This is a genomic window from Nocardia sp. X0981, assembly GCF_977089955.1.
This window is the reverse complement of the sequence record NZ_OZ372435.1, coordinates 6,103,974-6,126,913: the sequence shown is the minus strand read 5'-3', so window position 1 is coordinate 6,126,913 and position 22,940 is coordinate 6,103,974. Positions and strand designations below refer to the sequence as shown.

23 protein-coding genes and 1 pseudogene are annotated in these 22,940 nt (G+C 68.4%); 9 read left to right on the top strand and 15 right to left on the bottom strand.

Features of this window, described 5'->3' with window-relative positions; all coding sequences use genetic code 11:
- Positions 1 to 482: 482 nt before the first annotated feature.
- Positions 483 to 1,028, bottom strand: coding sequence for a putative immunity protein (locus ACYR7D_RS27205; protein WP_459547353.1), 546 nt, complete (start codon positions 1,026 to 1,028; stop codon positions 483 to 485).
- 169 nt (positions 1,029 to 1,197) lie between these two features.
- Positions 1,198 to 1,962 (bottom strand): class I SAM-dependent methyltransferase, encoded by a 765-nt coding sequence (locus ACYR7D_RS27200; protein ID WP_459547352.1) that lies wholly within the window; start codon positions 1,960 to 1,962, stop codon positions 1,198 to 1,200.
- Positions 1,963 to 2,092: 130 nt separating this feature from the next.
- Between ACYR7D_RS27200 and ACYR7D_RS27195 the strand changes: the two genes are divergently transcribed.
- From ACYR7D_RS27195 to ACYR7D_RS27180, 4 genes are all read left to right on the top strand, one after another.
- Positions 2,093 to 2,725, top strand: coding sequence for a TetR/AcrR family transcriptional regulator (locus tag ACYR7D_RS27195; RefSeq protein WP_459547351.1), 633 nt, complete (start codon positions 2,093 to 2,095; stop codon positions 2,723 to 2,725).
- Positions 2,722 to 3,114 (top strand): hypothetical protein, encoded by a 393-nt coding sequence (locus ACYR7D_RS27190; protein ID WP_459547350.1) that lies wholly within the window; start codon positions 2,722 to 2,724, stop codon positions 3,112 to 3,114. The genes ACYR7D_RS27195 and ACYR7D_RS27190 overlap by 4 nt, the downstream gene beginning before the upstream one ends.
- A complete protein-coding gene (locus tag ACYR7D_RS27185) occupies positions 3,011 to 3,406 on the top strand; it encodes a transcriptional regulator (protein ID WP_459547349.1) in 396 nt (131 codons plus the stop codon). Before ACYR7D_RS27190 ends, ACYR7D_RS27185 begins: the two co-directional genes overlap by 104 nt.
- A gap of 110 nt (positions 3,407 to 3,516) precedes the next feature.
- On the top strand, positions 3,517 to 3,852 hold the full coding sequence (locus tag ACYR7D_RS27180) for a YnfA family protein (protein WP_459547348.1): 336 nt from the start codon (positions 3,517 to 3,519) through the stop codon (positions 3,850 to 3,852).
- A 55-nt stretch (positions 3,853 to 3,907) separates the two neighbouring features.
- Here the strand turns inward: ACYR7D_RS27180 and ACYR7D_RS27175 are convergent, their stop codons facing one another.
- The gene (locus tag ACYR7D_RS27175; RefSeq protein WP_459547347.1) at positions 3,908 to 5,014 is read right to left on the bottom strand and encodes a PQQ-dependent sugar dehydrogenase; all 1,107 of its coding nucleotides are present in this window, start codon (positions 5,012 to 5,014) and stop codon (positions 3,908 to 3,910) included.
- Positions 5,015 to 5,326: 312 nt separating this feature from the next.
- Here ACYR7D_RS27175 and ACYR7D_RS27170 point away from each other — a divergent pair, with 312 nt between their 5' ends.
- Positions 5,327 to 6,190, top strand: coding sequence for a DoxX family protein (locus ACYR7D_RS27170; protein WP_459547346.1), 864 nt, complete (start codon positions 5,327 to 5,329; stop codon positions 6,188 to 6,190).
- Between the two features lie 73 nt (positions 6,191 to 6,263).
- On the opposite strand, the gene ilvD is transcribed toward ACYR7D_RS27170, so the two are convergent.
- Positions 6,264 to 8,105, bottom strand: a complete 1,842-nt coding sequence (ilvD, locus tag ACYR7D_RS27165; RefSeq protein WP_459547345.1) for a dihydroxy-acid dehydratase — start codon at positions 8,103 to 8,105, stop codon at positions 6,264 to 6,266.
- A gap of 99 nt (positions 8,106 to 8,204) precedes the next feature.
- Positions 8,205 to 8,666: a PH domain-containing protein gene (locus ACYR7D_RS27160; RefSeq protein ID WP_459547344.1), complete on the bottom strand. Its 462-nt coding sequence runs from the start codon at positions 8,664 to 8,666 to the stop codon at positions 8,205 to 8,207.
- A gap of 397 nt (positions 8,667 to 9,063) precedes the next feature.
- Here ACYR7D_RS27160 and ACYR7D_RS27155 point away from each other — a divergent pair, with 397 nt between their 5' ends.
- The 3 genes and pseudogenes from ACYR7D_RS27155 to ilvC all read left to right on the top strand — a co-directional run.
- Positions 9,064 to 10,989, top strand: coding sequence for an acetolactate synthase large subunit (locus ACYR7D_RS27155; RefSeq protein ID WP_459547343.1), 1,926 nt, complete (start codon positions 9,064 to 9,066; stop codon positions 10,987 to 10,989).
- The gene (gene ilvN, locus ACYR7D_RS27150; protein WP_459547342.1) at positions 10,986 to 11,489 is read left to right on the top strand and encodes an acetolactate synthase small subunit; all 504 of its coding nucleotides are present in this window, start codon (positions 10,986 to 10,988) and stop codon (positions 11,487 to 11,489) included. Before ACYR7D_RS27155 ends, ilvN begins: the two co-directional genes overlap by 4 nt.
- 82 nt (positions 11,490 to 11,571) lie before the next feature.
- A pseudogene (gene ilvC, locus ACYR7D_RS27145) lies at positions 11,572 to 12,603 on the top strand (ketol-acid reductoisomerase); the annotation flags it as partial.
- 64 nt (positions 12,604 to 12,667) lie between these two features.
- On the opposite strand, the gene ACYR7D_RS27140 reads toward ilvC, so the two are convergent.
- The 4 genes from ACYR7D_RS27140 to ACYR7D_RS27125 all read right to left on the bottom strand — a co-directional run bounded on the left by ACYR7D_RS27140 (position 12,668) and on the right by ACYR7D_RS27125 (position 16,559).
- Positions 12,668 to 13,498 carry an SDR family oxidoreductase gene (locus ACYR7D_RS27140; protein ID WP_459547341.1) on the bottom strand — a complete coding sequence of 277 codons (831 nt, stop codon included), beginning with the start codon at positions 13,496 to 13,498 and terminating at the stop codon, positions 12,668 to 12,670.
- 30 nt (positions 13,499 to 13,528) lie between these two features.
- The gene (locus ACYR7D_RS27135; protein ID WP_459547340.1) at positions 13,529 to 15,142 is read right to left on the bottom strand and encodes an FAD-dependent oxidoreductase; all 1,614 of its coding nucleotides are present in this window, start codon (positions 15,140 to 15,142) and stop codon (positions 13,529 to 13,531) included.
- 50 nt (positions 15,143 to 15,192) lie between these two features.
- Positions 15,193 to 15,840: a TetR/AcrR family transcriptional regulator gene (locus ACYR7D_RS27130; protein ID WP_459547339.1), complete on the bottom strand. Its 648-nt coding sequence runs from the start codon at positions 15,838 to 15,840 to the stop codon at positions 15,193 to 15,195.
- Positions 15,841 to 15,977: 137 nt separating this feature from the next.
- A complete protein-coding gene (locus ACYR7D_RS27125) occupies positions 15,978 to 16,559 on the bottom strand; it encodes a TetR/AcrR family transcriptional regulator (protein WP_459547338.1) in 582 nt (193 codons plus the stop codon).
- An 85-nt stretch (positions 16,560 to 16,644) separates the two neighbouring features.
- On the opposite strand from ACYR7D_RS27125, the gene ACYR7D_RS27120 reads away from it, so the two are divergent.
- Positions 16,645 to 17,367: an alpha/beta fold hydrolase gene (locus ACYR7D_RS27120; RefSeq protein ID WP_459547337.1), complete on the top strand. Its 723-nt coding sequence runs from the start codon at positions 16,645 to 16,647 to the stop codon at positions 17,365 to 17,367.
- 122 nt (positions 17,368 to 17,489) lie between these two features.
- Here the strand turns inward: ACYR7D_RS27120 and ACYR7D_RS27115 are convergent, their stop codons facing one another.
- The 6 genes from ACYR7D_RS27115 to ACYR7D_RS27090 all read right to left on the bottom strand — a co-directional run bounded on the left by ACYR7D_RS27115 (position 17,490) and on the right by ACYR7D_RS27090 (position 22,818).
- Positions 17,490 to 17,942: a hypothetical protein gene (locus ACYR7D_RS27115; protein ID WP_459547336.1), complete on the bottom strand. Its 453-nt coding sequence runs from the start codon at positions 17,940 to 17,942 to the stop codon at positions 17,490 to 17,492.
- Positions 17,943 to 18,023: 81 nt separating this feature from the next.
- Positions 18,024 to 18,602: a TetR/AcrR family transcriptional regulator gene (locus ACYR7D_RS27110; protein WP_459547335.1), complete on the bottom strand. Its 579-nt coding sequence runs from the start codon at positions 18,600 to 18,602 to the stop codon at positions 18,024 to 18,026.
- A 44-nt stretch (positions 18,603 to 18,646) separates the two neighbouring features.
- Positions 18,647 to 19,342 (bottom strand): ABC transporter ATP-binding protein, encoded by a 696-nt coding sequence (locus ACYR7D_RS27105; RefSeq protein WP_459547334.1) that lies wholly within the window; start codon positions 19,340 to 19,342, stop codon positions 18,647 to 18,649.
- On the bottom strand, positions 19,339 to 20,463 hold the full coding sequence (locus ACYR7D_RS27100; protein WP_459547333.1) for an ABC transporter permease: 1,125 nt from the start codon (positions 20,461 to 20,463) through the stop codon (positions 19,339 to 19,341). The genes ACYR7D_RS27105 and ACYR7D_RS27100 overlap by 4 nt, the downstream gene beginning before the upstream one ends.
- Before the next feature lie 280 nt (positions 20,464 to 20,743).
- A complete protein-coding gene (locus ACYR7D_RS27095; protein WP_459547332.1) occupies positions 20,744 to 21,604 on the bottom strand; it encodes a hypothetical protein in 861 nt (286 codons plus the stop codon).
- Between the two features lie 149 nt (positions 21,605 to 21,753).
- Positions 21,754 to 22,818 (bottom strand): endonuclease/exonuclease/phosphatase family protein, encoded by a 1,065-nt coding sequence (locus ACYR7D_RS27090; RefSeq protein WP_459547331.1) that lies wholly within the window; start codon positions 22,816 to 22,818, stop codon positions 21,754 to 21,756.
- Between the last annotated feature and the right edge of the window lie 122 nt (positions 22,819 to 22,940).

Genomic DNA, 22,940 nt, shown 5'->3' with positions numbered 1-22,940 from the left:
TTGGGCACACCGTGCAGACCGAAACACTCGAGGATCAGCGCGTATTCCCGCCCTGCGGGGCCGTTGTCGTGGCACGTCGCCGTCGCGCCGGTCAAGTCCCGTGTGACCACTCAGTCCTGCGGTGCGGCGTGGGCGGATCCGGTGCCGAGTACCGTGGCGAAACCCGCAACCACGGCGGCGGCAACGATGGCCTGTACGGCGACCGTTGTCGTCCTTCGCATACGAAATCCCCTCTCTCGCTTGCCTACTGTCGTCAGAGCATCGATCGGCTCCGGTGCGCCGTTACGAACTGTGGGGTAACGCATCAGCGACACCCGTCCGCGCATCCGGATCGGTGTCCTGTTCCTCGGTCCGGACGCCGTTCCGCCGGGCATCATCCGGGCCGACCTGTGCTCGGTTGTCGGCGAAGCCCTCGACACCGATGCGCCCGGTTCGGTGGGGCGCCGTGAGTCGAGGGGGCGGTCGACCAGCGGGTGCGTTGGTTACCGTAACGACGCGTCCAGTTCCCGCACCAGCTCACCCGCACGGCCGCGACCACTGGGCGCCTTCGGATAACGCGCGAGGACGTTCGAAACGGTGGGGCAGGCCATATTCCGTGCCTTCTCGATGTAGTCCTTTCCGACGTTACGGTCGCCCCCGGCGTCCAGTTCGAAAGCCAGGGCGGCGTGGGCGGCCGGCCCGAGGATGTGCAGCACCTGAGTGGCCTTCGCCAAAGGGTGGAGGTATGCCGCGCCGGCTGCGGCAACGGCCGCACGCGCGGCCTCACCGGCCGCGACCCGGCCGGTGTCGCGCGCCTCGCGGTACGCTCGGTGCGCCGCCCACGCTGTGTCGCGGATCGTTTTGGTCCGCTCGGCTCCGTTCGCGAAGGCTCGTGCGGTGTCGATCGCGGCTCGGGGGCGCGGATCGTCCGGGCGTTCCTTTTCGAAGATCGCCAGGGCGGGCTCCGCGCATGCCACGGCATAGCCTGTGATCTCGCGCAGTTCGGCCGTAGTCAGTTCGATCGTCAGCTCTTCGGCGCTCGGTGTCATGTCACTCGACCGTATCTTTGAATCGCCGGTTGGGGCTCTAGTCGGCACTTCGCAGGCCGGTGCCACAAAAGCTTCGATCCGGTAGGACGATCGCTACAGGATCGTGGCCGTCGTGCGCACTTCGGTCGGCCGGCGACTGCCGGCTCGTGGACGGTGGCCGGGAGCGGTATCAGGAGGTGCCTGTTCGGACGGCGGTGGTGGCCAAGGTGATGTAGTCCATCGTGAAGGATCCACCCAGTGCGTCGATGGCGTTGCCGACCTCGCCCAGCACCACGGCCAGCTGCTCGGGCCGGAGCCTGGTGAGACCGCCTGTGGTGGGGAGCAGTTCCAGCCATTGGTCGCGCGTATAGGACTGCTGCCAGTCGAATCGCCACTGTTCGGGTTCTGTGAACTGTCCGGTCTCGCGCATCCGGTCGGCGAATTCCGCGTATCCCGCTCGATAGAGCTCGAGGGGGCGCCGAGCCGGTTGGCCGCTGATGGGGGAGTCCGGCGCCACCCGCCGGAGGGTCGCCGCGAGTGGTTCTGCCACCTCGGCGGGGGGTTCGTACACATGACCGAAGATCGCCAGCCGTCCTCCCGGGCGCAGCACGCGGGCCGCTTTCGCGGCGCCGGCCATCGGGTCCACCCAATGCCACGACTGAGCGGCGATGGCGGCGTCGAACTTCCGGTCGCCCGGCTGCCATGTCTCGAAGGTGGCGACCTCGACCCGCAGGCCACGTGCTCGGGCGAAATCGGCCATTCGCGCGTCGGGTTCGACGCCGAGCACCGCGCAGCCTGCGGCTCGGAACTGGCCGGCCGCGATGCCGGTTCCGCAGCCGATGTCGAGCACGTCCGCTCCGGGCGTGCCGGCGATGATCCGCGCTACGAGGGCCTCGGGATAGCGGGGTCGAGCCCGGTCGTAGCGCTGTGCGTCCACACCGAACGACGTGGCCATCTTCTCGGATTCCCGAGGTCCTGAGGGTGGTTCGGGTTGCTCTCCAGGTAATGTGGGCATGTGCCCACTTTAAGTGGGCGCATGCCCACTGAGCAATCGCGTCGGTACTCGACGCGCGAAAGGAACGGAAATGCCGACCGGGGTGCACCTCCGCGACGCTCGGCAGCAACTGTTCGACGCTGCCGAACGCGTCCTGCTGCGCGACGGGCCGAATGGGCTGACCAGCCGGGCGGTCACCGATGAGGCGGGCTGCGCCAAAGGTGTTCTGCACCGGCACTTCGCCGATTTCGACACCTTCCTCGCCGCGCTCGTGCTCGACCGGGCCGCACGGCTCGAAGCGCAGGGGAGTGCGCTGCGCGCGTCCGCCGGAACCGGCGCGGTGGTCTCCATTCTGGCCGGCGCGCTGGCCGCTGTGTTCGGTCCGGTAACGGTGGCGATCCTCCCGCTCATCGCCTTCCGTGACGAGCTGCGCGCGCGACTGCGCCGAGACAGGCCCGGCGGTGGTATGGCGATTCTCGCCGAGGCAACGGCCGCGATCTCCGCGTATCTGATCGACGAGCGGGAATTGGGCCGTATCGCGGCCGATGCCGATATCGATTCACTCGCTCTGTCTCTGGTCGGTGGTGGGCATCTGTTGTTCGCGGACCGCGACACCGGTCCGCCGACCGTATCGGCGCTCGAGACATTCGTGGCAGCGGTCATCTCCGACGCTGTGCGGCAACGACCGGACCGAGCTCGCGGCGTTCACTTCGGCTCAGGGTGACGCCCGCAGCCGCCGCTCCGCCCGGATGGGTGCCCTTCGCGGGTGGTTTGTCCGGAGGGCTCGCCGGGGTACTGATCTGCACGGCGGTCGACGAGGGCGCGGGCAACCCACTCGTATGGATCGCCGGAATCGCCGCCGGGCTCGCGTATTACGCGCTGGTGCGCTGGTCGACCCGAACCGGGCGTGCACGCGGCATCGTTGCCCGTCCACCGGCGGAGCGGCCCTTCGCGCAGTGGAAGCAGAACCTGCTGCTGGTACTCCCGCCGCTACTCCTCGGGGCGGTAGGTGCGAGCATGGACGGATGGCTTCGACTCCTGGCCGGGGCGATCCTGGGCGGATGGATCTGGCTTTCTCTGGCACAGCAACGGACCGCGCAGTGGAAGAGCTGAACGAGCTGTTCGCTTCCCTGCCGCGGCTGAAACTCGTCGCTTCCTCGACGGATGCAGCGAAGCCGAATTCATGGTGATCACCGAACTGTGCGAGCTGAACAAATCCACTCTGTCGAAGGCGATGACAGTGCTGGAGACCGCCGGATACCTCACCGTCACCAAGGGTTACGTGGGCCGCAAACCGAAAACCTGGCTCGCCCTCACCCACCAGGGGCGTATCGCTTATCACTCGCACCTCGCCGCCCTCACCGCGCTCACCCGTAAGGCCGGCGAGACCACACCCCGGCCCTGATCGCGATCGGTGACACCGTGCTCGGCGAGCGCATCGACCGGCCGAGTCCGGGCCCAGGCCGGGCGGCTGCCCGGCCCGCACCTCCCCCGCCGGACACCTAGGCTCCGACCATGACCGTGGTGCGCTCGATCCTGCTGTTCGTCCTGGCCGCCCTCGCCGAAATCGGGGGCGCGTGGCTGGTGTGGCAAGGAGTGCGCGAACACCGCGGCTGGGCCTGGATCGGCGCCGGCGTCCTCGCCCTCGGTATCTACGGGTTCGTCGCCACTGCGCAACCCGACGCCCACTTCGGCCGGATCCTGGCCGCCTACGGCGGTGTTTTCGTCGCCGGATCCCTGCTCTGGGGCATGGCACTGGACGGATTCCGGCCGGATCGCTGGGATGTGATCGGCGCGCTCATCTGCCTGGCCGGCGTCGCGGTCATCATGTACGCCCCGCGAGGCGCCTGATCCCCACTGCGCTGCCGCCACCGGAATGCATCCGGCCGCGCCGGAAACACGGCACTCAGTCCGGTCCGCCGCCTCCGGCCGACGGCGGCGGGATACGGACCACCCGGTCATCGTTGGGGGTGGGTTGTCCGCCGTCGGATTTGTTCGCCGTGGATACCCAGATGGTTCCGTCCATGGCCGGGGAAGCGCCGAGCAGGCGGCCGTACTTGTTCGCGATGAATACGCTCGGTGGGGCGGTGACCGCGTAGCTCTGGGGATCCGGGCTCGCCATGGCGAGCGCCTTCGCCTCGGTCAGGGAGATCGCCACGCCTTCCGGGGTGACCGCGCAGCCGGCCACACCGGGCCGGTCGGGCCAGGTCCATGCGGTGGTGACCGTGCCGTCGGGGGCGATGCGCTGCAACCGGTCCATGGTGGGGGTCCGGTCGGTGATCCAGATCTGGTCGCCGCCCAGGCAGATATCTCCGGCCGAACCGATTCCGGAGACCGCGACCTCGGTGGGCGCGTTGCCATTGCTGGTGGGGTTGGTCACCCGCAGCAATTTGCCCGCGGTGCTGGCCGGGTTCGCCGCCGCGCCGGGGTCGCCGGCGTCGCCGGTGAGTACCAGCATCTGCTCCGGCGACGACCATTCGATCGCGCCGCGGTTACCGGTGGCGCCCTTGGGGATTCCCGTCAAGACGGGTTTCGGCGCGCCGCCCTCCGCGATCCGCACCACCCGGTTGTCGCTGGGGGTGGTGACGTAGGCGTAGATCAGCCCGTCTTCACCGTAGGTGGGGGAGATGGCGATATCGCTGAGTCCGCCGTCGCCCGCCGGGTCGACATCGACGCGAGCCACCTCGACCGGCTGCTGTTCCGGCGCCACCTGCAGGATCCGCCCGGTACGCCGTTCCGCGACCAGCGCGTACCCGCCCAGTTCGATCAATCCGCCGGTGGTGTCCAGACAGCTGACGACGACGGCCGGATCGGGGTCGATACAGGGGCCGCTCGGCCGGGTGGGGGAGCTCTCGGAATGCCGGGGTTTCTTCGGTTCGAGTTCCGCGCCCTCCAGGGTGGGTTCCGGTGTGAACGGACTGGACGCGGAATCGTCGAATCGCGCGCATCCGCCGAGGATCAACGCCCCGAGTACCAGCCCCACCGTCACGCGCCGCGCGCCAACCGACCTCATAAGCACCCAACGTAGTGGAAATGCCTTCCGGCGTGCCGCCATGCCCCTGCCACGAGCGAGCGTTATCGCCGCCGTTGCCGGGTCACGCGCCGTGGCGCGCCGAGATGAGGCGGGGTCCGGCTCTTCCCGGTGCTCGCCCGGACAGGGGCGCCTCCCCGGCGCGACCCGCGGGCCGATAGGCGGCGCCGGCGTCGCGTTGCGCGATCGCGCCGGGAATGTGCGTCAGCGGACACTTCCGCGTCACTCGAAGTGGCTCGGACACGCCGCTGTTTCAGAGCGGACCGCGGCGGCTCGTCGGCTTACTGTTGAGGGGTGAGTGCCAAGGCGAGAAACGGGTCCACGCCCTCCGAATCCGAAGGGTCCGGGAATCTGTCCACCGCAGAGCAGCGCGCGGTTTCGACGACCGCGGGTGGGGTCGGGAGTCCCTACGATTCCCCGACCGGCCAATTCCCCAGGGTGGCCATGACCAAGGACCTGCCGGTGAACGCTTCGTCGGGGGCCGCCGGTGGGACGCCCGGCGATGTCCCACCGCCCGATACTCCCGGCGGAACCGGCGCCGGCGGCACCTACTCCTACGCCAGCATCCCGCCGGCGGGTAACCAGCCCCGGGGTGGACTGCGCCGGCGCAACGGCGACTACCGGCGCGGCACCCTGGATCTCGGGCTGTTCATCCTCCGGCTCGTCGTGGGCGCCACGTTCCTCTATCACGGCCTGCAGAAACTCACCGGCTGGTTCCACGGGCCCGGTCTGGACGGCACCAAGGCCATGATGGAGGAGGGCGGCTGGGACCATCCCGCGGTGGCTGCCGCGCTGGTTACCGCGGGTGAGGTGGCCGGCGGTATTCTGCTGATCCTCGGTCTGGCCACTCCGCTGGCCGCCGGTGCGATACTCGCGGTGATCCTGGACGCCTGGATGTTCAAACAGGGCCTGCACCCGGGTTTCCAGTACAAGGAGGGGCCGGGGGCGGTCGAAATGGACAGCATCCTGGTCGGCGCCACACTCGCCGTTCTCTTCACCGGCCCCGGCCGGTGGTCGCTGGACCGGAGCCGGGGCTGGGCCACCCGGCCCGGGGCGGGCTCCTTCGTGGTTCTGCTGCTGGCCGTCGCGGCCGCCGTGTTCACCTACTGGTACCTGCACGGTGGCAACCCGCTGACCGGTATCGGGCCGTTCGACTGAGCTGTGACACGAAACAGGCCGTCCCCCGGCTTTCGCGGGGGACGGCCTGTTCTTCGTAAAGGATGCGCGCGGATCAGGGCACCCGCCGGACCGCGCCCTTATCGGCCGAAGTGGCCAGCGCGGCGTACGCGCGCAGGGCGGTGGTGACCGGCCGTTCCCGGTTCTGCGGCTGCCAGGGACGTTCCCTCGCCTCCATCTTGGCCCGGCGTTCGGCCAGCACCGCGTCGTCGACCAGTACCTCGAGCGTGCGGGTGGCGACATCGATGCGGATCTGGTCGCCGTTCTCCACCAGCCCGATCGTGCCCCGGCTGGCCGCCTCGGGCGAGATATGTCCGATGGACAGGCCGGAGGTGCCGCCGGAGAACCGGCCGTCGGTGATCAGCGCGCATTTCTTGCCGAGGCCCGCGCCCTTCAGGAAGGCGGTCGGATGCAGCATCTCCTGCATACCCGGGCCGCCCGCCGGACCCTCGTAGCGCACCACCAGCACATCACCCGGCTGGACCTGCTTGCCGAGGATCACCGAGACGGCTTCCTCCTGGGATTCCACCACCCGCGCCGGACCCTGGAAGGTGAACAGTTCCTCGTCGATACCGGCGGTTTTCAGTACCGCGCCGTCCGTCGCGAGGTTGCCGCGCAGCACCACCAGACCGCCCTCTGCGGTGTAGGCGTGTTCGATATCGCGGATGCAGCCGCCGGCGGCGTCGGTGTCCAGCGACGACCACCGGTTCTCGGTGGAGAACGGTTCGGTGGTGCGCACCCCACCCGGCGCCGCATGGAAGAGTTCGAGCGCCTCCGCCGACGCCTTACCCGAGCGGATGTCCCAGGTGTCGAGCCATTCGTCCAGCGTCGGGGAGTGCACGGTGGTCACATCGGTTTCCAGCAGGCCGGCCCGGCGCAGTTCGCCGAGGATGGCCGGGATGCCGCCGGCCCGGTGCACGTCCTCCATGTGGTAGTCGGAGTTCGGTGAGACCTTCGACAGGGTGGGCACCTTGCGGCTGATGGCGTCGATGGTGTGCAGATCGAAATCGATCTCACCCTCCTGGGCCGCGGCCAGGGTGTGCAGCACGGTGTTCGTGGACCCGCCCATCGCCACGTCCAGGGCCATCGCATTGCGGAAGGCCTTCTCGTCGGCGACATTGCGCGGCAGCACCGAGGCGTCGTCGTCGCGGTACCAGCGGGTCGCGATATCGATGACGACGCGCCCGGCCCGCTCGAACAGCGCCCGGCGCGCCGCGTGGGTGGCCAGCGTCGAGCCGTTACCCGGCAGCGCCAGGCCCAGCGCCTCGGTGAGGCAGTTCATGGAGTTGGCGGTGAACATGCCGGAGCAGGAACCGCAGGTCGGGCAGGCGCTGCGCTCGACCTCGGTGAGCCCGTCGTCGGTGACCGCGGTGTTGGCGCTGGCGGAGATGGCGGTGATCAGATCGGTCGGCGCCTGCGCGACCCCGCCCACGACCACGGCCTTACCGGCCTCCATCGGGCCGCCGGAGACGAACACGGTGGGGATGTTCAGCCGCATGGCCGCGTTCAGCATGCCGGGGGTGATCTTGTCGCAGTTGGAGATGCACACCAGCGCGTCGGCGGTGTGCGCGTTCACCATGTATTCCACCGAGTCGGCGATGATCTCGCGGCTGGGCAGCGAGTACAGCATGCCGCCGTGACCCATGGCGATGCCGTCGTCCACGGCGATGGTGTGGAATTCCCGCGGTACCCCGCCCGCTTCGCGCACCGCGTCGGCCACAATTTCCCCGACATCCTTCAGATGCACGTGCCCGGGCACGAACTGGGTGTAGGAGTTGGCGATCGCGACGATCGGCTTACCGAAATCGGAATCGGTCATACCGGTGGCCCGCCACAGGGCGCGGGCGCCGGCGGCATTACGGCCGATGGTGGTTGTTCGGGAACGAAGCGGTGGCATGGTGTCCTCGGTCTGGTCGCGGGGCTGAGAGGAGGCGACATCGCCGTATCGCCCGGTGGCAGCTGCGCGCGTGACCGGTGCGACCGGCGATCGTCCAGGCTACTCCCGTTCGGAGTCGGCCTCGGGGTCGGTATCGGCCGTGGTCGGGCCGGGGGCCGCGGCGGCGGAGTCGCGCTCGGCGGCGGAGTCGTCGGCCGCGTCCGGCTCGGGAAGAGCGAAGGGGTCGGGGATTCGCCCGCCCGCCGCGTCCACCAGATCGCGCAGCCGGTCGTAGCCTACCGCCGGGAGGGGCACCTCGCTGTCATCGTCGAGATGTACCCGCACGTATCCGCGTTTGGGGATGCGGAGCCCTTTCACCTGTTCCCAGTCGATATGGCGGGAGGAGAACAGGGAACGCAGATCCAGGCCCCGGGGCGATACCGTCGTCTGTGTCCGCAGGATCCAGACGAGTACCACGATCGGGATCAGCGCCAGCCAGAAGAGCCCGGCCGGCCATCCGACGATGGGAAAGAACACGCACATCGCCAGGATGAATACCCCGAGGAAGGCCAGTCGTGTCATGCGGATCACACGGGTGGGCCCGGGCGGCGCCGTATCGCCACCCGTTACCTCCGCGGCGGCGGGGTTGTGGGACGATTCAGGAGGTGGCACGGACTGATGCGGTGATGACACACCACCATCCTCGCATCATGGTGGACGGGCGTGAGCACCCGCTACCTTCCCACATAATGGGAAGACAGCGGTCAGCTGTTTGACTCTGCACCACACGCACACATACCGTCATGCGCGTGAATCGAATCGAGTTGCTCGTAATCGGCCGGCGCGTCCAGCGCTGAGCCCGACGATCAGTCGTATACGTCAGCTCGCACTGCGACGCGCCACCCTCGAACAGCCACCGGCTGTCGAGGGATTTTTTATGTCGGGACAAGTGAACGACAAGCAGTAAGGAACCAAGACGGTGAGCGCACCAACTACCCGGCCCGGGCCCGCGGCCCGCAGGCCCGCGCCTTCGAACCCGCCGGCTTCGGCCGGCGCTCCGACCACTCCGGCGAATCGCCGCCAGGTCCCGCCCGAGCGGGTCACCGGCGCGCAGTCCGTCGTCCGCTCGCTCGAGGAGCTCGGTGTCGATACCGTATTCGGCATTCCGGGCGGTGCAGTCCTTCCTGTCTACGATCCGCTGTTCGATTCCACCAAGGTGCGCCATGTGCTCGTGCGCCACGAGCAGGGCGCCGGTCACGCGGCCACCGGTTACGCACAGGCCACCGGCAAGGTCGGTGTCTGTATGGCCACCTCCGGGCCGGGCGCGACCAACCTGGTCACCCCCATCGCGGACGCCCAGATGGACTCGGTGCCCATGGTCGCCATCACCGGGCAGGTCGGCCGCAGCCTGATCGGCACCGACGCCTTCCAGGAAGCCGATATCTCCGGCATCACCATGCCGATCACCAAACACAACTTCCTGATCACCGAGGGCGCCGATATCCCGCGCATCCTGGCCGAGGCGTTCTACCTGGCCTCCAGCGGCCGCCCCGGGGTGGTGCTGGTGGATATCCCGAAGGATGTGCTGCAGGAGCAGACCACCTTCAGCTGGCCGCCGGAGATGCGGCTGCCCGGGTACCGGCCGGTCACCAAACCGCACGGTAAGCAGGTGCGTGAGGCCGCCCGGCTGATCGCCGAGGCCACCGCCCCCGTGCTCTACGTCGGCGGCGGCGTGATCAAATCCGAGGCCTCGGCCGAACTGCTGGAGCTGGCCGAACTCACCGGTATCCCGGTGGTCACCACACTGATGGCCCGCGGCGCGTTCCCGGACAGCCACCGGCTGAACCTGGGTATGCCCGGTATGCACGGCACCGTGGCCGCCGTCGCCGCCCTGCAGAAATCCGATCTGCTCATCACCCTCGGTGCCCGCTTCGACGATCGCGTCACCGGGCAGCTGGACTCCTTCGCTCCCGACGCCAAGGTGATCCACGCCGATATAGACCCCGCCGAGATCGGGAAGAACCGGCACGCCGACGTGCCGATCGTGGGTGACTGCCGCGAGGTGCTCACCGAGCTCATCGAGACCCTGCGCGCCGACCCGGCCGGTATCGAACTGGATCTCACCGCCTGGTGGACCTACCTCGAGGGTGTCCGCGAGGCCTACCCGCTGGGCTGGACCGCGCCGTCGGACGGCGCGCTCTCCCCGGAGTACGTCATCGAGACCCTGGGCCGGTTGGCCGGGCCCGACGCCATCTACTGCGCGGGCGTCGGCCAGCACCAGATGTGGGCCGCCCAGTTCATCAAGTACGAGAAGCCCCGTACCTGGTTGAACTCCGGCGGTGCCGGAACCATGGGCTACGCCGTGCCCGCCGCCATGGGCGCCAAGATGGGACAGCCCGACCGTGAGGTGTGGGCGGTCGACGGTGACGGCTGCTTCCAGATGACCAACCAGGAGCTCGCCACCTGCGCGGTGGAGGGTGTGCCGATCAAGGTCGCGCTGATCAACAACGGCAACCTGGGCATGGTCCGGCAGTGGCAGACCCTGTTCTACGACCAGCGTTACTCCAACACCGACCTGAAAACCCACGGCCTGCGCATCCCCGATTTCGTGAAACTCGCCGAAGCGCTGGGCTGCCACGGTATCCGGGTGGAGAAGGAAGAGGATGTGGAGGCGGCCATCCGCGAGGCCCAGTCGATAAACGACCGGCCCGTGGTGATCGATTTCATCGTCGGCAAGGACGCCCAGGTGTGGCCGATGGTCGCCGCCGGCACCAGTAACGACGAGATCATGGCGGCCCGCGGTATCCGTCCGCTGTTCGACGAGGACGAGCAGGCCGCCGAACCGGCCGTCATCCACGAGGCCATGACCCGCGAGCAGAACGAGACCGAGGGGAATCCGTCATGAGCACCACCCACACCCTCAGCGTGCTGGTCGAGGACAAGCCCGGTGTGCTGGCCCGGGTGGCGAGCCTGTTCTCCCGCCGTGGGTTCAATATCGAATCCCTGGCGGTGGGTGCCACCGAGGTCAAGGACATCTCCCGGATGACCATCGTGGTCACGGTGGAGGAACTGCCGCTGGAGCAGGTGACCAAACAGCTGAACAAGCTGGTGAACGTCATCAAGATCGTGGAGCAGGACCCGGAGGCTTCGGTGGCCCGGGAACTGATCCTGGTGAAGGTCCGCGCCGACGCCAGTGTGCGCACCCAGGTGATCGAATCGGTGAACCTGTTCCGCGCCAAGGTCATCGACGTCTCGCCCGACGCCCTCACCATCGAGGCCACCGGTACCCGTTCCAAGCTCGACGCGCTGCTGCGCATGCTCGAGCCGTACGGGATCCGGGAGATCGTGCAATCCGGGGTGGTGGCCGTGGGCCGCGGCCCGAAGTCCATCACCGCCACCCGCTGAACCCACGGCCGGGCGCACCCCGCGCCCGGCCGTCTTCCGTGCCTCGTTTACCGTTTCCCGCGCCTCGCGGGTTCGAAATAGTCAGAAGGGATACCACCAAGTGGCAGTCGAGATGTTCTACGACGACGACGCCGACCTGTCGATCATCCAGGGCCGTAAGGTCGCGGTGATCGGCTACGGCAGCCAGGGGCACGCGCATTCGCTGAGCCTGCGCGACTCGGGTGTCGAGGTCCGTATCGGCCTCAAGGAAGGCTCCAAGTCGCGGGCCAAGGCCGAAGAGGCCGGCCTCACCGTCGGTACCCCCGCCGAGGTGTCGGAGTGGGCCGATGTGATCATGCTGCTGGCCCCCGACACCGCTCAGGCCTCGATCTTCACCAATGACATCGAGCCCCACCTGAAGGACGGCGACGCCCTGTTCTTCGGCCACGGCCTCAATATCCACTTCGGCCTGATCAAGGCGCCGGCCGACGTCACCGTGGGCATGGTCGCCCCCAAGGGCCCCGGCCACCTGGTGCGCCGCCAGTTCGTCGACGGCAAGGGCGTGCCCGCCCTGATCGCCATCGACCAGGACCCGAAGGGTGAAGGCCAGGCCCTGGCCCTCTCCTACGCCAAGGGCATCGGTGGCACCCGCGCCGGCGTCATCAAGACCACCTTCAAGGAAGAGACCGAAACCGATCTCTTCGGTGAGCAGGCCGTGCTCTGCGGTGGTACCGAGGAACTGGTGAAGACCGGTTTCGAGGTCATGGTCGAGGCGGGCTACGCCCCGGAGATGGCCTACTTCGAGGTGCTGCACGAGCTGAAGCTCATCGTCGACCTGATGTACGAGGGCGGTATCGCCCGGATGAACTACTCGGTCTCCGATACCGCCGAGTTCGGTGGCTACCTGTCGGGCCCGCGGGTCATCGACGCCGACACCAAGAAGCGGATGCAGGAGATCCTGCGCGATATCCAGGACGGCTCGTTCGTCAAGCGCCTGGTCGCCAATGTCGAGGGTGGCAACAAGGAGCTCGAGGGCCTGCGCAAGCAGAACGCCGAGCACCCGATCGAGGTCACCGGCAAGAAGCTGCGCGACCTGATGAGCTGGGTGGACCGGCCGATCACCGAAACCGCCTGAACGGTTCGCTGATCCAGCGCTGAAAGGGGCCCTTCCGCGAATTCGCGGAAGGGCCCCTTTCGCGCTAGGCGGGGGAGAAGTCCGTGCTGTGGTCGTGGACCCAGTGGCGGTAGGTGCGCGGTTGTTCGGTGGGCAGAATCGTCGAGACGGGAGTGGGTTCGATCGGTTGCAGGATGGCGCGGTGGTAGTAGCGCAGCAGCGAGTCCGCAATGTGGGGTGGCATGTTCTGTTCGGTCATCAGCCGGTGACCGGCGGCGGGGGTGACTTCTTCGAACCGGACCGGTATTCCGAGGATTTCGCCGATCAGCTCGGCTTGCCCGACTTGGGTGATCAATTCCGGGCCGGTGAGCACGGGAGCGGTCCCGGTGAGACGGTCCTCGAGCATGGCGGTGGCAGCAGCGGCAGCGAGGTCTTGTTCATGGATGGGTGCGATGCGAGCTTCGGCGTGCGCGGCGCGCACGATGCCGTGCGCGTGGATCTGCGGCGCCCACCACAGAGTATTGGTGGCGAACATGCCGGATCGGAGAAAGACCCATTCCATTCCGGTCTGTTCGATGCGGCGTTCGAAGGTTTCGTGCGCGACACCGGTGTGGTTGTCGGGGTGGTCGTCGAGCACCGATGACGAGGACAGCAGGACGATCCGCCGTACTCCGCATGCCGTGGCTCGGGACAGGAGTTGATCGGCGGTGTCGTGTACGGCGGCGGGGTTGAGGAATATCGTGGTGACCCCGTCGAGTGGGAATCGCCCGTCCCGGAGGGAGACCGTGTCGACGGCAGGAGGCAGGCCGGCGGCAGCGGGGTTGCGGCTCAGGGCTCGGACTTCGGCGCCGGCGGCGAGGAGCCGCTCGATGAGGGCTCGTCCGACGTTACCGGTGGCTCCGGTGATCAGGAACATGGTGTTCTCCTGGCTACTGTGCGAGCGGGTTCAGTGCGTCGCGGCCGCGTGGCGGCCGGAGATCCGGCCCCAGGTGAGAGCGGAAGCGATGGTGAGGCCGCCGGCGATGATGCCGGGGCCGAAGACGGCGGCGGACGCGTTGCCCGCGGCGTAGAGGCCGGGAATCGCTCGGCCGGTCCAGTCGAGAACGCGGGCGTGCCGGTCGATGCGGGCACCGCCCTTGGTGCCGACTGCTCCCGGGTGCACGGGAACGGCGAAGAACGGCGGCTCGGAGATGGTGCCCAGGTTCGGGTGGGCCGCGCCGGGGTCCCCGAAGGCGTGTTCGTAGCGGGTGCGCCCACGGCCGAAGTCGTCGTCATGGCCGGCTGCGGCCATGACATTGAACCGGGTGAGGGTGTCGGTCAGCGAACTCGGGTCGATATCGAGTCGGCCGGCGAGGTCGGCGACGCTATCGGCCTGAATCAACCAGTCCGGGGCCTTCGTTCGGGCGGGGATGCCTGCGACCGAGTACCGGGCGCGGAATTGGGCGTCGCCGATCACCCAGGCCGGTAGGTTGCGGAGCCGATGGGTGTTGGCGTCGAGTTCGGCGAACGCGGCGGCGCAGTTGTGGCCGGCTTCGTTGACGAATCGGCGTCCGGCTGCGTTGACCCACAGTACATGTGGCAGTGAGCGTTCGGACAGTGCCAGCTGTGCCTGTGGTGTCGCTGCGGGGTCGGGCCAGACCCGGCCGGGGACCTGGCAGGCAGGCCAGGACCAGTATTCGCCGGTGTAGGCCAGCGCCGCACCGGCCTGCGCCGCCAGCCGCAGACCGTCACCGTGCTGGACCGGTGGTGTCACCGGATGGGTGAGCGGCCCGGACAGCAGCTGTGACCGCAGGGTTTGGTCGTGCTCGAATCCGCCGCTGGCCAATACGACAGCCCGCCGGGCGGATACGGTGTGAGTGGCGCCGTTCCGTTCGGCGCGGACGCCGGTGATGTGGCCGTCCGCGGCGCGGAGCAGCTCGGTGACTCGGCACTCACGCAGCAGCTCGATCCCGGCGGCGCGGCAGCCGTGCAGCAGCCCGACGACCAAACCCGCGCCCAGAGTCACCACCTTGTCCGAGGTACGTTGCGCGATGAGCTCCAGCGGCGGTGGCCCGCCGGCGAACAGGCGGTGTTCGAAGGCCTCCTGGTTGGTGAGTACCGGCGTGAAAAGCGGTGCCGGCCAGAACAGTTCGTCGAGGTCGCCGAGGTCGCCGAGATCCACCGGCTGGACCTCGACGTGGCGTGCGCCATGTCCGCCGGGCAGTTCGGCGAACGTGTCGGGATAGGCGTCCACGGTCGAGAACCGGATCGGGGTGTGCTGCTCGAGAAACCGCACCACCTCCGGGACCGCGTGCACGAAAGTCCGCACCAGGGCGTCGTCGCGGCCCGGTGCGGCGGCACGGCAGTAGGCCAGTGCGTCTTCGAGGGAATCGGTATAGCCCGCCTCGCGCAGCCGATGGTTGACCGGCGCCCAAACCTGTCCACCGGAGACCGCCGTCGATCCTCCCCACCGCGACGATCCCTCCAGTACGACCACCTCGGCACCTCCGGCCGCGGCGGCGAGCGCCGCCGCGAGTCCGGCCGCGCCCGAACCGATCACCACTACATCGACATCGTCCACGAGTTCCTCCTCAGGTATTTGTTAACACGTTAACAAATACCTGAGGAGGATCAAGACCGTGAAATCACACCCTCGAGTAAGGCGCGGAGTCCGTAGTCGTAGTTCTCCCAGGGATGCGGCCAGCCGGACGCCAACGCCGCGACCGTCGGCGCCTGCTCCGGATCGGCCTCCAGCACCATGCGCGGCCGGTGCGGGTGATCCGGATCCGCGCCGGCGCGACCCGAGCCGGTGCGGATCGTGAGCACACCCACGGTGAACTGCCACACCGCGCGATAGGCCGAGCCCGCCTGGGCATGATCCAGTCCGCATGCCACAAACGACTGCAAGATCTCCTCGATCAACCACAGGATCTCTCGACTGGACAGATCGCCACCGACCAGCACGCCGACCGCCCACGGATGCGTGGCAAGGGTGTCGTACAGCAGCCGCCACAGCACCTCCAGCCGCTGCCGCGGATCGGTCGGTAGCTCCGGCCGCTCGAGCCGGGCCGCGAGGCGGTCCAGTAGCGCCAGCAACATTTCGTCCTTGTCCCGCACATGCCGGTAGATGGCCGTCGGTGAACTCGACAGTCGATCCGCGACCCGGCGCATGGTCAATGCGTCGACACCTTCCGACTCCACGATCTGCTCCGCGATCGCGACAACCGCATCCCGCGACAACCTGGCCGGACGCCCCCGACGCTGTACCGAGTCGTTCATCGGCCCAGTCTGTCATCCATCACACGGCAACCGATTCGGCCGGACCGGCTTCGATGACGCTACCGACTCCGCCGTGGTGTCGCCGACCCTCATATCTCCTCGCCGGAGGCGGCACGCCCTGCTCTACCGAGAATCGGTCATCGGGTCGTCGCGCCGTCCAGCACCATATCGACTGCCGTGGCGAGCTCTGCCGCGTCGAGTGGTTCGGCCCGGAGGAACAGCCGGAACCAGATGGCGCCCGCGACGGCGTCCATGATCAGCCGGGGATCCACGTGCTCCGGGAGTTCACCCCGTTCGACCGCGCGCCGGAAGATCGGATGTTCCCGAGCGGCTCGGTCGGCGAAGAAGTTCCGGCCGATTGCCGCGAGCTGGGGGCGGTGCGGCGCGGCTGCCAGTACCGCGGCCGCGATCGGGGCGGTGGTGTCGCCGGTGAGCAGCCGGTGAATGCCGTGGGCTGTCTCGATCAGGTCGCCGCGCAGACTCCCGGTATCGGGGACGGGGAAGGCGAGGAGGTCCGAGTCGGTCAGGGCGGCGGCGAGCAGATCGTCCTTCGACGCCCACCATCGGTAGAGCGTGGTCTTGTTGACGCCGGACCGTGCGGCGACGGCTTCCATGGTCAGGCCTTCGTATCCCGTGGCGACGAGGAGTTCGAGAACCGCCGCGAAAATATCGTCGGCGCGGCGCGGGCGACCGGTGCGCTGCTCGGGGGATGCCTTCACATCGGAAGAATACAACGCAACGTTGCGTTGCATTTGATGGCCCGATACATTGCAACGCAACGTTGCGTTGCAATTGGAGGTTGTCATGGGAACTCTTCCGGTGGTGCTGGTGCACGGTATCCGGCTCAGCGGCCGATCCTGGGCCTGTGTGCTCGACGAGATCGCGCCCGAACGTCCGGTGACCGCGGTGGATCTCCCGGGCCACGGCACCCGCCGCGGCGAGGCCTTCACCCTGCCCGCCGCCACGGACGCCATAGGCGCGGCCGTCGCGGCGGCCGGAGGCTCTGCCCTGGTCGTGGGTCATTCGCTCGGCGGATATGCCGCAATCGCCGCGGCGGCCCGCTTTCCCGACCGGATCGCCGGCCTGGTGATCGCCGGAAGCACCTGCGTGCCGAGCAGGGGAGCGACGACACCCTTCCGCCTCGCTCATCGCCTGCTGTCCACCCGGCGCGACGGGGGCGAGCGGCTCAGCGCCCGGCTCTTCGCCGCCGTCCTGCCGCGAAGAACAGCAGCCGAAATCGAGCACGGTGGAATAGCTACCGAGGTGATCCCCGATGTCGTCCGCGCCGCCGCTGATTTCGACCCCATAGGCGGCCTCGCGCGCTACCCGGGCCCCGTATGGCTGATCAACGGCAGTCGTGACCACTTCCGCGCCCACGAACAGCGCTTCGCCGCCGCCTCGCCGCGAACCCGGCTGCTGGTGGTGCCGCGCGCCGGCCACTATCTCCCGCTCGCCGAACCGGAGCGTTTCGCCCGGCTGATCCGCGATATCGCCGCTGCCTGCGAGGCCCGGCCCGGAGCTTTCTGATCGATGTGCAGCTCCGCCATGTCCGCGGAGACCTCCGGTTCTCCTCCGAGTGGCTTCGCGGCGATCTCGGGCACATCGACACAACAGCGTTCACCTGTGTGGGCATACGGAACCTCGAACGGTCATGCCGTCGGGTTCATCGAACCGGTGGCCGATTCGGCGCCCACGGCCACCGCGGCGTCGAGGCGACCGTCTTCGGTCAGGTAATCGGCCCAATACGCCAGTGCGTCGGCGAAGTCGGGCAGATAGTGCTCCCGCAGCCGTGATTCCGTGAAGATGCGCCGGCGCAGAGCGCAGGCTCGCGCGCAGTGCCCGAGCGCTCGGTCGTGCTCGCCGGCTTGCCTGAGCTCGCCGGCGATCTGGAGCTGGAGTTCGGCTACCTCGTTGCGGATCTGGTGGAAGATCGGCCGGTAATGCCGCAGGGGGAAAGCAGGAGGCCGGCCAATTCCTCGGCGCGCGCGTAGTCGGGTGGCGGTGCGAAGGCCGCCCGGCCCACGGGCCGTCCCCGTCGGCCGATCGGCCGCTCCCGGGTGGTCCGGAAGGCTTTGTAGTCGGGGACCTCGACGGTTTCCCACACGGTGATCGCCACCACGCCGCCGGCACCTCATACGAAGGGGCCGCCGGACGCGCAGACCGCTTCGGCTCGCCGTTCGCCTCTACCTTTTTCGAAGGTAGGGTTCGAGCAGTTGGTGGGCGAGCCCCCGCACATGCGCTTCCGGTGTACCGCTCTCGATCATGCGGCCGGCTGCCAGAACGATCGACTGGATCAGATCGGATATTCCTTCCGGGTCGGTGGCGCCGTGGTCGGTGAGCGCCGCGGTCAGCGGCACGCGTAGCTGTTCGTGCAGAATTCTGCTGTCCTCGGCCAGCCGTTCGCCGGGGACGACCGCGGCGAGCCCCCGGACGACGGCGTGCTCGCCGGAGGCGACCAGATGCAGGTTCGCGTCGACATAGGCGAGAACCCGCGCGGCGGGATCCGCCAGTCCCGCCATTCTGTCCGTGACCGCGGCGGACCAGCGTGGGAAGCTGTCGGCGATAACTGCCTCCAGCAGATCGTCGCGGGAACGGAAGTAGCGGTAAACGCTGGGGCGCGCCAGACCTGTACGCTCGGCGACAGCGGCCAGGCCCGGCGCTTCGGTCCCGCCTTCGGCCAGTAGCTCGCGGGCCGCGTCCAGGATGGCGCGGCGCTGCGCTGCGCGATGCTCAGCGACAGTGGCCGCCTGGATCTTCGGCATGGGCGAGCACTTCCCTCTTCTCGGCGACGGTGACGCGGCCGGTATCAGTCGATCCGCGTCAGCTTCCCGTCGATCATCTCGTACACGCTGTCGCAATGGCCGAGCACGTCGTGGTCATGGGTGACCATGACGGTTGCCGCGCGGTGTGCGCGGGTCTCCTCGGCGAGCAATTCGACCACTTCCTGACTGCGGGACCGGTCCAGGGCCGCGGTCGGTTCGTCCACCAGTAGCAGCGTCGGGGCGGCGATCAGCGCGCGAGCGATACCGATACGTTGCCGCTCGCCGCCGGAGAGCTGGTGCGGCCGGCGGTGTGCCTTCTGCTCCAAGCCGACTTCGGCCAGCAGCTGGTGCGGGTCGCGGGCGGCGCGCTTGCCGCCGAACGCGGCGGGTAGCCGCAGTTGGTCGACGGCGGTCAGGGCCGGCAGGAGATTACCGGACTGGAAGACGAAACCGACGAGGTCCCGGCGCAGACGGGCACGTTCCTTGCGGCTGGACACCGTCATGTCCTGCCCGGCCACGGTCACCGTGCCCGAGTCGGGCCGGGTCAGCGCACCGGCGACTGCCAGCAGGCTCGATTTGCCCGAACCCGACGGACCGACGATGGCGACGAATTCACCGGGAGCCACTGTCAGCGAAACATCCTCGAGTGCCCGCACGGTTTCGTCACCGTCGCCGAACCGCAGGGTGACCTCGTGCATCACCAGGCCTGTGCCGGTGTCGTGGACAGCTGCGCCGGTCATCGGTGACCTCCCAGGGCGATGAGCGGATCGACGGCCGCGATCCGGATGATGGCCGCGGCCGCGCCCGCCAGGCCGAGGGCGATGAGTAGCGCGGCGGCCGATCCGATGGCCGAAGTGGTCAGTGCGAAGGGAACGGCCGAGCCCATCAGGCTGCCGAGGCCCACCCCCGCACCCACGCCCACGGTCACCGCGAGCAGCAGGATGATCAACGCTTGGGCGAGGCCGTCGCGCAGCAGGTATCCAGTGGGTGCGCCCATCGCCCGCAATACGGCCAGTTCCTGCCGTCGCTGGATGGTCCAGACGGTGAAGAACGCGCCGACGACCAGCGCCGAGATGGCGTACAGGAAGACCTGGATCATGGCCAGGGTCAGCGTCTCCGCGCTGTAACCGGGGGACGCGTCGAAGGATTTCTCCAGCGAGAGGCTCTTCGTACCCGCTGCCGCGTCACCGGCGCCGAAGTCCATATCGGCGTCGGTCGCCTGCACAGCCACGGCGGTGATTTCCCGATGGACGTGCGCGGGTACCGGGCTGCCGGGCGCGACTCCGGCTCGGATCTCCTGCCACAGGGGCAGCGGCACATACGCGACGTCCACGTGGCCGTAGGTGTGCTGGCCGCTGAGTGAGCCCACTACGCGCAGCCGGGTGCCGACGCGATCGACGGTGAGGGTGTCGCCGATCCGCAGCCCCTGTTCGATCGCGGTTTCGCCGACCACGATCCCGTCCGCGGCGGCCAGTCTCTCACCTGCGGCTACGGCCGGGGCGAGGAAGGAATCCGCCTGGACGCCGAACAGCGCCAGGTCGATATCGACTCCGGAATCGCTGCGCGCGTTGATCAGGGTGTTGCCGAATGGTGCGGCATGTTCGACGCCGGGTTGCGCCGCCCACTTGTCCACCGCGTCCAGGTCGATGACGCTGCGAGAGAACGCGGAGTCGGTGTGCACGGTGTCGGCGAAGGCGAAGGATGTGACGGGCAGCTTTTGCAGTCCCGATACGCCGTCGCGGACGAGGCCCTGGGAGAACCCGGACAGCATGACCATCAGGACGGAGATCAGTGCGATCACCGCACCGACCAGGGAGAACCTGACCCAGGCGAAGCGTAGTTCTCGAATGGCTAGGAACATCTGGGCCGTCTTTCGGCGAAAGTTGGAAACATCATGTCCGCATCATAGCGACGCGATGTTTCTAAGTTTTCGCGTGGTGGGCCCGGGGCGCCGACCGGAGCATCGCCGGGTAGGGAATCGGCCGGTCCGCATGCCAACGGGTCGGGTGGGCGGGGCTGCTCGTGCCGCGCGACGCTCACCATCTCCCGCTCACCGCATCGGAGCGTTCGGCCCGGCTGATCCGCGGGATCGCCGCCGCCTGCGATGCCCGGCTCGGAGAGGGCGCCCAGGGAGCTCCGTATCAGAGCACCGAATTCCAGCGATCCAGCGCTTGCGGGGAGCCCAGTTCCGTTCTCGCGGAAGGGTTGCCGGCATAGAAGGCGAGGAACCGATACAGGCGATGCTCGTCGACGGCGAACCGGTCGCCCTCCAGGGCGATGCTTCCACCGATCGCCGGGTTGTCCGACCTCCAGATCCGACGTGCTCCACCGCCCAGGCGCACCGTGGGGGTGCGTGCCCGGTGACTCCACCGCGCGCCGGTCCGGCCGCTGATCAGGATCAGGCCGCGCCGGTCGAACGCGGGAGTCACCCGGGCGATATCCGTCCAGGGCATACGGGTTCGCGAACTCCAGGCGTCGTGGACGATCTCCTCCTCGGTCAGCAGGAGCCGTCCGGGGCGCGATGCGCCGATCAGCGCGAGCGCAGGCGCGGCAGCGCTACCCGATCCGAGTACGGCGAACACCAGGGCCAAGGGCCAGTGAGTGCGCCACGCCGCCGCGGTCTCGATCGCCGCCCCCAGGAAAATACCGGCGAAACCGAGCCAGATGAGGTGGTAGAGGACGAAATACCACCTGGAACCGGCGATCACGGTCGCGGGCCCGCCATCCACCGAGCCGAGGCCGGCTGCACGAGCCCGGCCGATTACCGGGAAGGAAGGCACCGCACCCAGCACTACGACGGTGAGCGTGGTGAGACCGAAAACAGCCACATACTTCGCCGCGATATTCGCGGCCTGGTCATCGCTGCCCCACATCGCCACCGCGCTGCCCGCGCAGAGCACGGCCAGGCAGATGAGGACGAGCATCGACAGCAGGCGTTTGCGCGCGTACCCCGCCGAACCAGGCCACGGGTCCGGGTGATCGGCCGGGTCAGCGGTTCGCATTCCCGGCCTTCGAGAACGGGTACTCACCGGGACTGCTCGGTGCGGGTGGGACGCACCGGGCATGCCGCGCCGGGAAGATCGAGGATTCCACGAGTGAAGTGTCGCAGCGTTCTGTTTCCGTAGCGCGGGATACCCGTTGCCGTTGCTGGCTACCTACTCGATTCTCTTGCCTCCGCCAGCGAATCGAGGAGCCGCGAATCGGTGACCTCGAGATCGGCCCACACCAGGTGGTGGTCGGTTTCGGTGCGCTCGATCCCCTGGTTCACCGTCTGGAATTCCCGGGACGAGTAGATCTGGTCCGGCGCGCCGTCCCAGCCCGGAACCGTCCGGGCCCCCGGCTCCAGCGCCGCGCTCATACCCATGTCCTGGAAAGTGCTCCCGTACACCGCCGCCGGGCGATCGGTATTGAGATCGGCGGCCACCACGGTCGGGCCGTCGACCAGCTCACGCAGTGTGGACCCGATTTCCCGCGCGTGTTCGGCGCCACCGCCTTCCTCGTAACTGTGCCCGAAGAAGCCCAGCGGTGTGGGGTGCAGATTCACCACATTGATCCCCCCTACGGTGACCCGCTGGGCATAGCGGTCGTAGGGTTCGACGCTGCGTCCACCGACCCTGAGGTCGAGCCGGGTGGTCGGTAATCGTTGGGCCCGGGTGTCTTCCAGCGGTATCCTGCTGAGCACGGCGAGGCTCAACGTTCTGTCGTCGCTGATATGGGACGGGCACATCCCGGTTTCGTAGACGTGCCGATAGCCGAGCAGCGCGGCGAGATCGCGGGCCGTCGAACCGTCGGGGCCGATCTCCGATTCCTGCACATTGACCACATCGGGGTCGAGCCGCCGTAGCTGCTCGGCGAAATACGGCAGGTCCATCTCGTCGTAGTCGAATGCCTCCGTCGACAAGGCGCGCCGGCCACCGGCGATATTCCAGGTCACCACGCGGAACGGCCGTCGGGGGTCGGGGCCGCCCTGCACAGGGGAGGGTTGCGCGCCGGGCGCTGCTTCCAGCGGGCTCCGCGCCGGTGGGTCGTGTGTGGTGGTGAGGTCGTGGTGGAATCCCTTGTCGGCTCGGCGGAATATCTCGCCGGCCACTTCGGCGGCACGTCCCGCGGACCGTACGCCGTGCTCGGCGACCTGTGCGCCCTTGGCGATTTCGGCGTTCAGATGACGGGTGAGGCGGTTCACGGCTCGTGCGATGACTTCGGACCGGATCAGCACGCCGACACTTCCGACTCGTCCGGCGCCTGCTGCCGTGGCGCCTCACTACAGTTGTGGGGCGGAGTATAGGCGCGCCGCCGGTGTTGTGTGGGCCGTATGCTCCCGCGGCCGCCGGTTCGGTT

Coding starts and splice junctions, on each gene's coding strand:
- ACYR7D_RS27205 (WP_459547353.1), bottom strand. CDS start 1,028: ATGACACCGAGCGCCGAAGAGCTGACGATCGAACTGACTACGGCCGAA.
- ACYR7D_RS27200 (WP_459547352.1), bottom strand. CDS start 1,962: ATGGCCACGTCGTTCGGTGTGGACGCACAGCGCTACGACCGGGCTCGA.
- ACYR7D_RS27195 (WP_459547351.1), top strand. CDS start 2,093: ATGCCGACCGGGGTGCACCTCCGCGACGCTCGGCAGCAACTGTTCGAC.
- ACYR7D_RS27180 (WP_459547348.1), top strand. CDS start 3,517: ATGACCGTGGTGCGCTCGATCCTGCTGTTCGTCCTGGCCGCCCTCGCC.
- ACYR7D_RS27175 (WP_459547347.1), bottom strand. CDS start 5,014: ATGAGGTCGGTTGGCGCGCGGCGCGTGACGGTGGGGCTGGTACTCGGG.
- ilvD (WP_459547345.1), bottom strand. CDS start 8,105: ATGCCACCGCTTCGTTCCCGAACAACCACCATCGGCCGTAATGCCGCC.
- ACYR7D_RS27160 (WP_459547344.1), bottom strand. CDS start 8,666: ATGACACGACTGGCCTTCCTCGGGGTATTCATCCTGGCGATGTGCGTG.
- ilvN (WP_459547342.1), top strand. CDS start 10,986: ATGAGCACCACCCACACCCTCAGCGTGCTGGTCGAGGACAAGCCCGGT.
- ACYR7D_RS27140 (WP_459547341.1), bottom strand. CDS start 13,498: ATGTTCCTGATCACCGGAGCCACCGGTAACGTCGGACGAGCCCTCATC.
- ACYR7D_RS27130 (WP_459547339.1), bottom strand. CDS start 15,840: ATGAACGACTCGGTACAGCGTCGGGGGCGTCCGGCCAGGTTGTCGCGG.
- ACYR7D_RS27120 (WP_459547337.1), top strand. CDS start 16,645: ATGGGAACTCTTCCGGTGGTGCTGGTGCACGGTATCCGGCTCAGCGGC.
- ACYR7D_RS27110 (WP_459547335.1), bottom strand. CDS start 18,602: ATGCCGAAGATCCAGGCGGCCACTGTCGCTGAGCATCGCGCAGCGCAG.
- ACYR7D_RS27105 (WP_459547334.1), bottom strand. CDS start 19,342: ATGACCGGCGCAGCTGTCCACGACACCGGCACAGGCCTGGTGATGCAC.
- ACYR7D_RS27100 (WP_459547333.1), bottom strand. CDS start 20,463: ATGTTCCTAGCCATTCGAGAACTACGCTTCGCCTGGGTCAGGTTCTCC.
- ACYR7D_RS27095 (WP_459547332.1), bottom strand. CDS start 21,604: ATGCGAACCGCTGACCCGGCCGATCACCCGGACCCGTGGCCTGGTTCG.